Genomic DNA, 13,235 nt, shown 5'->3' on the forward strand with positions numbered 1-13,235 from the left:
AAATACAAATCAAAATAGGAGGCTTATCATGTCTGTTATATCAATTATTTTAGTTTTACTCGTTGCCTTTCTAGCTGGTATGGAAGGGATTTTGGATGAGTTCCAATTCCACCAACCGTTAGTAGCATGTACATTAATCGGATTAGTTACTGGTAATTTAGAAGCCGGAATTGTTTTAGGTGGTACTTTACAAATGATCGCGTTAGGTTGGGCGAACATCGGGGCTGCCGTTGCACCGGATGCCGCTTTAGCATCTGTTGCCTCAGCAATTATTTTAGTTTTAGGTGGCCAAGGTGTTAAAGGTGTTCCTTCAGCGATTGCCATCGCAGTTCCTTTAGCGGTTGCAGGTTTGTTCTTAACAATGATCGTTCGGACAGTTGCGGTTCCAATCGTTCACATGATGGATGCGGCTGCTGAAAAAGGCAACATTAAACAAGTTGAAATGTTACACATTTTCGCTGTATGTTTACAAGGTATTCGTATTGCGATTCCAGCAGGTGCTTTACTATTCATTCCTGCTGACACTGTTCGTAATTTCTTAGAATCAATGCCAGCTTGGTTAACTGATGGTATGGCTATCGGTGGTGGTATGGTCGTTGCCGTAGGTTATGCATTAGTAATCAACATGATGGCAACAAAAGAAGTATGGCCATTCTTCATTATCGGTTTCGTAGTCGCAGCGATTTCTCAATTAACATTAATCGCATTAGGTGCTTTAGGTGTCGCTTTAGCTCTTATTTACTTGAACTTATCTAAAATGGGCGGTTCTTCTAACTCAAATGGCGGAGGCAACTCTGGCGACCCATTAGGCGATATTTTAAACGACTACTAATTCTGAAGGAGGAGCAAAGAAAATGGCAGAAAAAATTCAATTAACTAAAAAAGATCGTTTAGCTGTAGCTTGGCGTTCAACATTTATCCAAGGTTCTTGGAACTATGAACGTATGCAAAACGGCGGCTGGGCATTCTCAATGATTCCAGCAATCAAAAAATTATATAAAACGAAAGAAGAACGTTCAGCGGCGTTAAAACGTCACTTAGAATTCTTTAATACACACCCATACATTGCCTCACCAATTCTTGGTGTAACATTAGCTTTGGAAGAAGAACGTGCCAATGGCGCACCAGTTGATGACGTAGCGATTCAAGGGGTTAAAGTTGGGATGATGGGTCCTTTAGCCGGTGTCGGTGACCCAGTTTTCTGGTTTACTGTTCGTCCAATGTTAGGAGCTTTAGGTGCTTCCTTAGCAATGGGTGGTAACATCTTAGGCCCAATCTTATTCTTCGTTGCTTGGAACTTAATTCGTTGGTCATTCATGTGGTATACACAAGAGTTTGGTTACAAAGCAGGTTCTAAAATTACTGATGACCTTTCAGGTGGTTTACTACAAGATATTACAAAAGGTGCTTCTATTTTAGGGATGTTCGTACTGGCCGCATTGGTTCAACGTTGGGTATCGATTAAGTTCTTACCAATTGTTTCACAAGTTAAGTTAGACAAAGGTGCTTATATCGAGTGGGATAAACTTCCTGCTGGCGGTGAAGGAATGCATAAAGCCTTTGAACAAGTGAACCAAGGCTTGGCGCTTTCACCAACGAAAGTTACTACTTTACAAGATAACTTAGATCAATTGATTCCAGGTCTAGCACCATTACTACTTACATTCTTATGTATGTGGTTATTGAAGAAAAAAGTTAGCCCAATCGTTATCATTCTTGGTTTATTCGTAGTCGGCGTAGTCGGCCACTTAATCGGCTTATTATAAGAATGACGAGGTAAGTTTATTACTTCTAATCAAAAAAAGCGGAAGAGAAGTCGAGAAACTTTTCTTCCGCTTTTTTAAACAAAGATGTAATTTTGTTTGTTTCGATCAGGAAAGAAACGTATAATAAAGAGGAATTAGTCGAATGAAATGGAGCAGATAACATGGTACAATCATTAAACACAAAAGTTGATTTAGTTATAGATGCGACGGCATTTACAGGATTAACAGATTATGGACAAATTATGATAGGTGACCGCGGGTTTGAATTTTACCATGCCAAAGATCCACGTAAGTTTATCCAAATTCCGTGGGAAGAAGTCGATTACGTGTTGGCTTCAGTAATGTTCAAAGGAAAATGGATTCCTCGTTATGCGATTCAAACCAAGAAAAATGGGACGTATACGTTTGCTTCAAAAGAGCCGAAGCGAGTGTTACGAGCTATTCGTGAATATGTTGACCCAGATCATATGGTCCAATCTTTGAGTTTCTTTGATGTCATAAAAAGAGGGATTCTCTCGATTGGGAAAAAGAAAAAATAATTTATAACTGTTACTTTTTTATAAACTAGATGAAAAAGTAACGGTTTTTTTGCGGGAAAACGAGGGACTTATTTATACAAAAAAGGCACAATTGTGCACCAAAAAAGAGACAATCAAGTGATACGTTGTTTTTAATGGAGTTATCATTGAAATGGTTTTCAGAAAGCACGATGAAAATATTTGACACCTTGTAAAATAGTAGTAACATAATAAGTGTAATAAATTATTTTATAGAGGAGTGAGTGTCATGGAACAACGACAACATCATGGAATGGACTGGGGTTCATTAGTATTAGGAATTCTATTTGTTCTGACTGCATTAATTTCTTTCCAAAATCCTGCCGGTAATTTAATTGCCATTGTGATGGTTTTTGCGATTTTTGCTATTATTAAAGGGATTTTTGAAATTTTTGTACGTAATCGTATGAAAGAATTGCTAGGCTACAAAGCTTATGCACCGATCATCTTAGGGATTATTGATATCCTAATTGGTGTTTACTTATTGTTTAACTTAAATATTGGTGTCGCTGTGTTACCATTTGTTTTTGCAATTTGGTTTTTATTCGACTCAATTTTCGGCTTATTTACTTTAGATTTTGCTAAACGAGTAAGTACAGGTTACTTCTGGTTCACATTAATTGTTGATGTTTTAGGGATTATCTTAGGTGTAATGTTATTATTTAATCCATTGTCTTCAGCATTAACTCTAAGCTTCTTAGTTGGCTTCTACTTTATGATGTTTGGTATTAGCAATATTGTATATGCTTTTAGATAAAAGAAGTAAAAAAAACAGGTTTTCCGAAAAGGAAAACCTGTTTTTTTAATAACGACGGCGGCAGTTACCATTATTTCCCGAAATTGTTCGAACAAGCCACACGATAATCGCTACGGGAACTAAAATTTTTACTGCTAGCCACAATAAGCTTCCCACGATACCGACAACGGCACTAAAGAGTGAACCGACAACTAAAAATAAAAGGACCACTAAAAGAATATTTATAAACATTGGTCGTTGATTATTCATACGTACTACCTCCAAATTTTTCCTGTTTTCTATATACAGAGTATAGCAAGAACGCGCAATAAGTACCTCCATCGGAAGGCTGATTTTTTTCTCTGGCGAATGATGGAGCCGCTGTTGGTTATTTTGGACTTTCTTATTGAAATAATCAGAATATTCTGGTGTATAATTATAAAAAAGGATTTAAAGTGAGGGATTGGATGACGACTGAGGGATTAATCGCTTTGTTAGAAAAGAAACGAAATGATTTAAGTAAAATTGAAAATCAAGTACTGGATTATATTTTGACGCATATGACGGAAATTAGTTCACAAACCATTTATGAGGTGGCGCAGGCGTTGTTTGTTTCAACAGCCACTATTTCTCGGACAGCCAAACACTTAGGTTATCGAGGCTTCCAAGAATTAAAATATGCGATCGTCCAATCGGTGCAGAGCGAGAGCACAGAAAGCGATAGTCGTAGTTTTCAAGCCATTACGCAACAATTGATCGCCAACGTGCAAGATAGTTTTCAACAGATGGATGAAGCCAAAGTCGCGGAAATGCTAAAAATGATTGAGTGCGCGAATACGATTGAAGTGTTCGGTGTTGGTGGCAGTTTTCCTATTTGTACTGATTTTGCACGAAAGCTAACATTTTTAGGAAAAAAAGCCTATGCACGATCTGATTGGGATGAACAAGCGGCAGCAGTTAAGAATCTGGATGGACGGGATTTAGCCATTTTTGTCAGTTATACAGGAGAAACTAAGGGGATTTTAGCGTATGCACGTGTAGCGCAGGAACAGCAAGTGCCGATGATTAGTTTGATTTCGACTAAAGGAAGCACCTTGGAAAAATTGTCGACGACGACGTTATTTGCCAAAGGGACGACACGTTATCATCAGCGCGTGGATTTAAGTTCAAGAATTGCTGTCATTTGTTTGTTCGATACGGTTTTATTAATGTACGCAGAGGCAAAGCAGCCGCGGTAATTTTATGCAACACCATACTAAATGATGTAAGGGGATACAGAAAAAGTGTAGCCTCTTTTTTCTTTGTTTTGGGCTAGTTATAATGAGGGCAATGAATGTAAACGCAATCATTTTTAGTTTTGTAAAGAATGAATGGAGGAGTTAAGAAATGGCAGTAAAGAAAAAGAAAGCGACTTTCTGGGAGTTTTTCCAAGGATTAGGCAAAACGTTTATGTTGCCAGTGGCTTTATTAGCTTTTATGGGGATTTTGTTGGGATTAGGAAGTTCTTTTTCCAGTGAATCTATGATTGAAACAATCCCGTTTTTAGGAAAGCCCGCAGTAAAAATTATTTTCCAATTTATGTCGACAATTGGTGGTTTTGCGTTTGCCTATTTACCTGTCATGTTTGCAATGGCCATTCCGTTGGGGTTAGTTCGGAAAGAAAAAGGAATTGCTGCGTTTTCAGGTTTCGTAGGCTATACGGTGATGAATTTAGCGATTAATTTCTATTTAGTGCAGACGAATCGCCTCGTGGATCCTGAACAGTTGCGGGAAGCTGGCCAAGGAATGGTTTTTGGGATTCAAACGATTGAAATGGGCGTTCTCGGTGGAATTATCGCGGGGCTTATTGTCTATAAGTTGCATAATCGATTTTATACGGTGCAACTACCAGATAGTTTTGCCTTCTTTTCTGGCGCACGGTTTGTGCCAATTATTACTTCATTAGTGATGGCCTTCGTGGGCTTAGTCATTCCGTTAGTTTGGCCACTTTTCGCGCTAATGATTATGGCGATTGGCCAACTTATCCAACGTTCTGGTATTTTTGGGCCTTTTCTGTTTGGGTCAGGGGAACGTCTACTGTTACCGTTTGGGTTGCATCATATTTTGGTTTCCATGATTCGTTTTACTGAAGCAGGGGGTTCAGCGGTGGTGGCTGGCAAAGAAGTGTTTGGTGCGTTAAATATTTTCTATGCAGAATTGCAAAATAATTTACCGATTTCACCAAGCGCAACAGCTTTCTTGTCACAAGGGAAAATGCCGACCTTTATTTTTGGCTTACCAGCGGCGGCACTTGCGATGTATCATACTGCAGCTCCGGCGAATCGACATAAGATTAAAGGCTTACTCCTTTCGGGTGTAATTGCTACGGCTATCACTGGCATTACAGAACCAATTGAATTTTTATTCTTATTTATTAGTCCATTATTATGGCTGTTTCATGTCATTATGACTGGTCTAGGTTTCATGGTAATGGCTTTATTGGGTGTTGTGATTGGAAACACTGATGGCGGGCTACTGGACTTTGTTATTTTTGGCTTGTTACAAGGAACTTATACAAAATGGTGGTGGGTTCTCATTGTCGGCGCTATCTGGTTTGTTGTTTATTATTTCGTCTTTAAAACAGTCATTGTAACCTTTGATTTAAAAACACCTGGACGAGACAAGGTCTTAGATGAGACTGAATATACCGATCAAGAAGTTCAATATAAGAAAACGGGTGGCTATGATGCGCCTGGGATTTTAGCGGCTTTGGGTGGGCAAGAGAATATTCAAGCTATTGATAATTGCATTACGCGTTTACGTTTAGTGTTAGCAGATGCTAATAAAGTAGATGATGACAAATTAAAGCAATTAGGGGCTTTAGGCGTCGTGCATTTAGATGCGCAGAATGTGCAAGTGATTATCGGAACCAAAGTGACAACGGTCCGTAATCAATTAGAGATGATTTTAGGTTAGAAAAAAGACAGAAGGTGAAGAGTGTGTCGTTTGATAAAGCAATTGATCGACGAGGAACGTATTGTACACAGTGGGATTTTGTAGAAGATCGATTTGGGGAAGCGGACTTGCTTCCCTTCACTATTTCCGATACGGATTTTGCTGTGCCAGAGGCAGTTCTGGCAACATTACAGGAGCGTTTGAAACATCCCGTATTTGGCTATACGAGGTGGAACCATCCACAATTAAAAGAAGCAATTCAAACGTGGTACCAGACAAGATTCCAGACGAAGATTGAAGAACACTGGATTATGTATACCCCGACCGTTATCTATGGGATTTCTGCGTTGATCCAATTATTAACTAATGAAGGGGAGGGCATTATTTTACAAACACCTGCGTATGATGCATTTTTTAAAGTTATTCAGGAAAATAAGCGGCAAGTAGTGGCAAATGAACTGCTTTATCAAGAGAAGCGCTACAGCATTGATTTTATTGATTTAGAAAAAAAACTAGCGCAACCAGAAAATCGCTGTTTGCTTTTATGTTCCCCGCATAATCCAACAGGACGTGTTTGGGAGCAATGGGAATTAGAGCGAATGGTTTCATTGTGCCAACAGTATGATGTGTTTTTACTTTCTGATGAAATTCATATGGATATCGTTAATAAAGGCCAAGTTCATCGACCAATTACGCAATTTGGTTATAAAAAATCTGCCATTATTACCAGTGGCACGAAAACCTTTAATTTTCCAGGGCTGATTTTTGCTTACGCCCTAATTCCAGATAACGAATTACGTGACGCTTTTCAGCTCAAATTAAAAAATGCCGATGGTCTATCATCAACAAGTATTTTGGGAATGCTAGCAACCATGACGGCCTATCAAAAATGTGGTACTTGGGTTGACGAGTTGAATGATTATTTAGCGGAGAACCAACGTTACGTGAAAGATTTTTTACAGACATATTTGCCAAAAATTAAAGTGACGGAGCTGGAAGCCACTTACTTAATGTGGTTGGACGTATCAGCGGCAGTTCCAGATGTGGCCCGCTTACAAGAGGCTTTAGTTTCTGTGGGGAAAGTCGCCATTATGGACGGCTCGATTTATGGCGGTAATGGACAACGATTTTTACGGTTAAATATTGGCTGTTCGCAAGCAAAACTACACGAGGGACTTGAAAGGATGCGCCAAGGTTTTGAAGCTGTTTTACAAAAGGATGGCACATCATCAGCGCTTGGGAATAATTGAGAAAAGATAGCATTCCGAAAATGGTTGCAGTACAATGGAAAAATAGAAACAAATAAAATAACAAAAAGTAACAACTTGTCATTTACTGGGGGAAAAGAAATGAAAACAATTAAAACAAAGCAAGCACCACAAGCAATTGGACCATATTCACAAGCAAAAATTGTGAATGGTTTATTGATTACTTCTGGTCAGATTCCACTGGATCCTGAAACAGGCAAGGTGGTTGGGACAACGATTAAAGAACAAACCAATCAAGTACTGAAAAATATTCAAGGGATTTTAACAGAAGCTGGTAGTGATTTTGCTCATGTAGTCAAAACGACATGCTATTTACAAAATATGGCGGATTTCACGGCATTCAATGAAGTCTATGCTGAGTATTTTAGTGCGGAATATCCTGCACGCACAACGATTGAAATCTCTAAATTACCGATGGATGTGTTGGTGGAGATTGAGATTATCGCAGAAGTAGTGGCGTAAAAAATACAGTTAAAAGAGTGAGAAAAAAATCGTCTTAGATTTTTTTCTCACTCTTTTTTTTCAATAAAACAATACGATTCAGCCAAAATGTCTAGCCGTGCTGGAAAATTTTCAGCAAATAGGCTACCATGGAAGAAAATCGATAAAACGAAAGTTAAATGAATAGAAAAGAGATATGAAAGAGGCTATAAGATGAAAAAAAATATTAGCCAACTAACGCAGTGGTTGAAAGAACACAGTTTATTATTGAAACTAATTTTTCTTGGTTCTGTATTAGTTTTCGTGGCTAACCAAGTGACACATATCGCTCAAGGCATGACCTGGGCGGATATTTTTTCCACGATGGAACAACAAAGTACGGGGCGTTTAATTGGTATGGTCTTGGCAGGACTATTAGGGGTTATTCCGATGCTCCTTTATGACTATGTAGTCGTTAAATTATTGGAAAAAGAAGGTAAGCCACCAATGAAACGAATGGATTGGTTAACTTCGGCTTGGGTCACCAATACCATTAATAACTTAGCGGGTTTTGGCGGCGTGGTTGGTGCAACGCTACGGATTAATTTTTACGGAAAAGATGTACCACGGGGCAAGGTTGTAGCAACGGTCTCAAAAGTTGCTCTGTTCTTGATTTCAGGGTTATCTATTTTATCTTTTGTGGCGTTTGTTGATTTATTTTTTATTCGAACCCAAAATGTTTTTCGTGAATATTGGGTTTGGTTATTATTGGGCAGCCTGATTGCGCCAGCGCTCTGGTTTTTCACGTATTTAAAACGGCGAACATTGTTTAAAACATTTTTTCCAAAAGCGGTGCTCCTATTATTCGGCGCTTCATTAGGTCAATGGCTAGGTGGGATGTTTGCTTTCTTAATGATAGGTCGTTTGATGCAGGTACCAGTTTCGATGGTTTCTGTTTATCCAATGTTTGTTATCGCTACGTTAATCGGGATGTTAACCATGGTTCCTGGTGGTATGGGAACGTTTGATGTCTTAATGATTTTGGGCTTGTCACAATTAGGGATTGATCGATCACAAGCGGTCGTCTGGTTGTTGTATTATCGTTTGTTTTATTATGTGACGCCTTTTATGACAGGAGTTATTTTGTTCTTGCAACAAGCAGGCATGAAAGTTAATCAATTTTTTGATAATTTACCTCGGTTATTTTCACAAAAAGTGGCGCATTTTATTTTGGTGGCGGCGTTATATTTTGCAGGGATTATGATGGTTCTATTGTCGACTGTGACGAATTTGTCGAATGTCAGTCGTTTATTCCAAGTGTTACTTCCCTTTTCTTTTAATTTTTTAGATCAAACATTGAATTTATTTGTAGGATTCTTGTTATTAGGTTTAGCTCGAGGCATTTCTATGAAAGTGAAAAAAGCTTATTGGCCTACAATTATTTTACTAGGATTTTGTATTGTAAATACGGTGGCACGAACGACTTCGTGGCAGTTAATTGCTGTTTATGCTGTTATTTTATTGGCGGTTATTTTGGCTCGTAAAGAATTTTATCGTGAAAAGTTTGTTTATTCATGGGGCGCTTTAACGGTAGATAGTATTTTGTTTGGCTGCTTGTTTATCGGTTATGCGGTTGCTGGCTATTACGCCGCACGACCAGCTGGTGGCAATCAAGTTATCAATCACTTTTTGTTGTTTCCGTCAGATGATGTTTGGTTTAACGGATTGATTGGTTTAAGTATTTCCTTGATTGGTTTATTCTTTTTGTATCAATATTTAGCCGAAACAACTGTTACTTTAGGTGAGGGGTTTGAGGAAGCGCGGTTGACACGCTTTTTGGAAAAATTTGGTGGCAACGAAGGCAGTCAATTTTTGTATTTAAAGGATTATGGTCATTTTTATTACCAAGAAGAAGGCGAAGATCAAGTACTTTTTGGGTTTCAAATGAAGTTTAATAAATGCTTTGTCTTGGCGGATCCAATTGGGCAACGAGAGAAATGGACAGCGGCGACACTGGCGTTTATGGATCAAGCTGATTTGTTAGGCTATCAATTAGTTTTTTATCGTATTTCGGAAGAATATGTTATGAATCTTCACGATTGCGGCTTTGAATTTATGAAAGTTGGGGAAGAAGGCTTGATTCAATTTGATGAGCCGTCAACAGTGAATCAAACAGCTTGGACGGAAACAGTGACTGAAAAAATAGCAGCAGAAGCAGCGGATTTTCAGTTTGAATTTTATCCCGAAACGATTAGTGATGCCTTATATCAAGAGTTAGAACGAGTTTCTGCGGACTGGTCACGGAATCAAAAAGAGCGCTACTTTATTGGTGGACGGTTGGATCCCGAGTACTTGAAATGCAGTAGCGTGGGCTTGGTGAGACAGAAACAAACGGTCATCGGTTTCATTACTGGAAAAGAAATGGAAAAAGGCAAAAGTATTTCGTATGATTTGTTACGTATTCGTTCAGACGCACCTGCTTTTACTAGAGAATATTTGTTCACTCATTTTATTGAAACCTATCAACAGCAGGGCTATCAATTAATTGATATTGGGATGGCGCCGTTGGCTAACGTAGGGGAGAGCAAGTACTCTTTCTTAAAAGAACGCTTTGTTAATATTTTTTACAAGTATAGTTATCAAATTTATGCGTTTCAAGATACACGCAAGCGCAAAGAACAATATGTCACTAGTTGGCAACCACGTTATTTTGCTTATCCTAAGCGGACCAGTGTACTCTTTGCTTTTGTGCAACTTTCCTTGTTGATTACGAAAGGAAGACATCAAAGTGTTTCGCTTGTGGAAGAAGCAATGACTGAAATTTAAAAAAATCACGCGATGACTTAGCCATCGCGTGATTTTTTATTTGTCTTCTTTTTTACGGTTTCGTCTAGCTGGAATCAAGGTTACGTAGGCAACGAAACCACCAGTACATAGAACGAATAACACGATGCCAGGAATCAATCCTTCTGGTAAATAAGAGAACTGAATAGTATGGGTTCCAGCGCTGACAGGAACGCTTAGAAAGGCATCTTTAAAGGCTTTTGGGGTAACTTTTTTGCCATCAATTTTGACACGCCAACCTTTGTCATAAGGAATTGTAGTGACGAGTACTTGATCTTTGTCGGCGGTAAAGGTACCTGAAGCAGAGCGTTTGCCAGTGGTTAAATCAACGCCTTTTTCTTGCACGGCGGAAATGGCTTTTTCAAATGCATTGGTATTTAAGCCAACTACTTGCGGCTGAACAAAACTTACTGCTTTGGTTCCATAAAAACTTACTTTGAAGTTAACGGTTGTATCTTTGGGATAGTAACCTAAGTTATAATATTGGCCAGTAATGCCAATTTGTGATTGCTGACTCGAGCCGTTCACGGTGACCGTCGCAGTGGAACTTTCCAATTGAGCAAAATCTGTTGGGAATAAACTCAAATAAGCTTGCGTATTGGCGGGCACATTGACTGTATAAGAAATCTCTTTGGCTACGTTATGTTGTTTCTCCGTAAAAGTTACGCCAGCTGTATTTTGCGTAATTGTCACGTTATTTTGAAGCGTCATCGTTGGTTGATAAAAGGTAAAATACCGTTCATTAGTATTGGCTAAAGCATTTAGTAAATTTGTTTGACTACCTAAATTATCATTGAGAGGTTGCCGAACATTGTAAATCTCTTTGTCTGCTAAAAATCCTAACGGCAAAGCATTTTCGTTACGATAAAGCTGATATTTACCAGCAGCTGCTTGTCGCTCAAAGCCGAATTTCATTGGATTGTTTTCAGCAATATTGTATTTAATGCCCATCAAAGCATCCATTAACAAGGTATTATTTTGGTAACGAATATTTAAATTCGTGCCTCGCGAGCGGAAACCTAAGGCGTTTAGGTATGTTGAAGAATGTCGGTTCCGTACGGAAGAAAACATGCTAATGCCACTGTAGCCATAGTTAATGCCGTCATTGGCCGAAACACCATTTAAATTTTCCAAGCGGTAAAAGGTATCATTTTCTTTTTTTGTTTGATCGACTAGATTTTTTAAGTCAGGATAAGGCTCAGAATACAAGCTGCGTGATGCGTAGTTCCAATCATCTAAAATACCAGTGACCATCGCCCGTGTATTAATGATTGCTTCACCAGAAACGAGCAGCAATAACAAAATCACTAAGTATTGCATAGGCGCTTTTTTCAATTGATAAAAAGCAATTCCGAAAAAGTATAATAGTAAAAAAGTTGCCGTTAATACGAAAGAGGTTAAAGTCACATACGTATAACTAGTAGCACCTTTTGTGCCCATTGCAAGAGCAAAAATTGCTAAAAGAATCAAAATCAAGCCGCTTAAGACGCCGAGATCATCCTTTTCAAATTTTTCCCAACCATAACCAGCAAGCAAAATAACTAGGAATGAAAAGAGGAAACTATAGCGGAAAAGAAACATGTTCGGCGCATGCATACCGTGCCAGAATAAATTTAAGGGCGTGATGTAAAAGCTAGCAATCAATAGGACAAACAAACTGCCAAAAAGTAGTTTGTTTTTCAATGGAATTTCTTTCGTAACGAAATAGAAGAGACAAAAAATCAAAGGCAACAACCCAATGTAAATAAAAGGAATGGACCCATATTTGGTTGTATCGTAAACGCCAATCATATTTTTCATAATAATATCTAAAAAGGCAGTCGCTTCTGTTTTAAAGGTTGTAATTTCAGAAAGAGTTTCACCATTGGTTCGTAAATCTAAGACAGCAGGTAAGACCATAATCATAGATGCTCCACCAGCTAAAAGAGAAGTAGTAAAATACGCAACGATTCGAGATTTATATCGTTGCCAGTCTGTAAACGTTCGTGCAAAATAGTACAGGAAGGAAAACAACCCAATCATAAAGCCAAAATAATAATTTGTAATGAAAAGCAAGAAATAACTGACAAACAATAATGTCGGTTTTCGTTGGTCCATTAAACGATGAATTCCTAAAATTACGAGTGGCAGATAAATAAAGGCATCCAGCCACATAATTAATTCTGAATGGGCCACAATGAAGGACATTAGCGCATAAGACACACTTAAAGTCACATGGGACCATTTAGGAATCTTAAAGGTTTGTTTTGCCAAGAACCAAAAACTCAAGCCAGCACTCCCAATTTTCAACAACGTTAGGAAATAGAGCGCATCAGGCATGTTTTGATTGTTAAAGAAAAAGACGAGCGGCGTAAATAAGCCACCAAGATAATAGGAAATTAAGGACAAGTAGTTTAGTCCCAAAGAAGCATTCCACGTATAGAAAAGACTTTGTTTTCCATGAAGAACATTGTTAAAGCTTGCGTGAAAATTTGAAAATTGAGAAAAGGCATCGCTGGCTAAAACACTGCGACTACTTCCTGGATAAATCCCAATACTCAAATAGATAATTGCCATAATTAAAAATGGAATGAAGAAACTGGCTAACATATAAGGCCAGTTGTTTTTTAAAAACTGCCTACTTTTATTTTTCATAAATAACCTCACCTGATTTTTCGAAAGTACCTATAGTTTATCATACTCTTTATTTGATGTACCAATAGAAGAAAAA

General features: G+C 38.3%; 11 protein-coding genes. 9 read left to right on the forward strand and 2 right to left on the reverse strand.

Features of this window, described 5'->3' with window-relative positions; translation table 11 throughout:
* The first annotated feature begins 28 nt into the window (after window positions 1-28).
* The 4 genes from IGM09_RS00095 (at window position 29) to IGM09_RS00110 (ending at window position 3,080) form a co-directional block, all read left to right on the forward strand.
* Window positions 29-832, forward strand: coding sequence for a PTS mannose/fructose/sorbose transporter subunit IIC (locus IGM09_RS00095; protein WP_002356031.1), 804 nt, complete (start codon window positions 29-31; stop codon window positions 830-832).
* Window positions 833-854: 22 nt separating this feature from the next.
* Window positions 855-1,766 (forward strand): PTS system mannose/fructose/sorbose family transporter subunit IID, encoded by a 912-nt coding sequence (locus IGM09_RS00100; RefSeq protein WP_002356032.1) that lies wholly within the window; start codon window positions 855-857, stop codon window positions 1,764-1,766.
* 161 nt (window positions 1,767-1,927) lie between these two features.
* Entirely contained in the window at window positions 1,928-2,305 is a 378-nt protein-coding gene (locus IGM09_RS00105; protein ID WP_002356033.1) for a DUF956 family protein, read from the forward strand.
* Window positions 2,306-2,552: 247 nt separating this feature from the next.
* Complete coding sequence (locus IGM09_RS00110; protein ID WP_002356034.1) at window positions 2,553-3,080, forward strand: HdeD family acid-resistance protein; 528 nt, start codon at window positions 2,553-2,555, stop codon at window positions 3,078-3,080.
* 45 nt (window positions 3,081-3,125) lie between these two features.
* Here the strand turns inward: IGM09_RS00110 and IGM09_RS00115 are convergent, their stop codons facing one another.
* Window positions 3,126-3,329, reverse strand: coding sequence for a hypothetical protein (locus tag IGM09_RS00115; RefSeq protein WP_002381332.1), 204 nt, complete (start codon window positions 3,327-3,329; stop codon window positions 3,126-3,128).
* A 197-nt stretch (window positions 3,330-3,526) separates the two neighbouring features.
* Between IGM09_RS00115 and IGM09_RS00120 the strand changes: the two genes are divergently transcribed.
* From IGM09_RS00120 to mprF, 5 genes are all read left to right on the forward strand, one after another.
* Window positions 3,527-4,297 (forward strand): MurR/RpiR family transcriptional regulator, encoded by a 771-nt coding sequence (locus IGM09_RS00120; protein ID WP_010816225.1) that lies wholly within the window; start codon window positions 3,527-3,529, stop codon window positions 4,295-4,297.
* A 148-nt stretch (window positions 4,298-4,445) separates the two neighbouring features.
* Window positions 4,446-6,014, forward strand: a complete 1,569-nt coding sequence (gene malX / locus IGM09_RS00125; RefSeq protein ID WP_002378674.1) for a maltose/glucose-specific PTS transporter subunit IIBC — start codon at window positions 4,446-4,448, stop codon at window positions 6,012-6,014.
* A gap of 14 nt (window positions 6,015-6,028) precedes the next feature.
* Entirely contained in the window at window positions 6,029-7,243 is a 1,215-nt protein-coding gene (locus IGM09_RS00130) for a MalY/PatB family protein (RefSeq protein ID WP_033625233.1), read from the forward strand.
* Between the two features lie 99 nt (window positions 7,244-7,342).
* On the forward strand, window positions 7,343-7,723 hold the full coding sequence (locus IGM09_RS00135; protein WP_002356039.1) for a RidA family protein: 381 nt from the start codon (window positions 7,343-7,345) through the stop codon (window positions 7,721-7,723).
* Window positions 7,724-7,915: 192 nt separating this feature from the next.
* Window positions 7,916-10,507: a bifunctional lysylphosphatidylglycerol flippase/synthetase MprF gene (mprF, locus tag IGM09_RS00140; protein ID WP_002370602.1), complete on the forward strand. Its 2,592-nt coding sequence runs from the start codon at window positions 7,916-7,918 to the stop codon at window positions 10,505-10,507.
* Between the two features lie 36 nt (window positions 10,508-10,543).
* Here mprF and IGM09_RS00145 read toward each other — a convergent pair whose 3' ends face one another.
* Window positions 10,544-13,159 carry a YfhO family protein gene (locus tag IGM09_RS00145; protein ID WP_002370603.1) on the reverse strand — a complete coding sequence of 872 codons (2,616 nt, stop codon included), beginning with the start codon at window positions 13,157-13,159 and terminating at the stop codon, window positions 10,544-10,546.
* Window positions 13,160-13,235: the final 76 nt, after the last annotated feature.

Origin of the sequence: Enterococcus sp. DIV0167 (assembly GCF_050541555.1) — a bacterium.
Taxonomy (GTDB): domain Bacteria; phylum Bacillota; class Bacilli; order Lactobacillales; family Enterococcaceae; genus Enterococcus; species Enterococcus faecalis.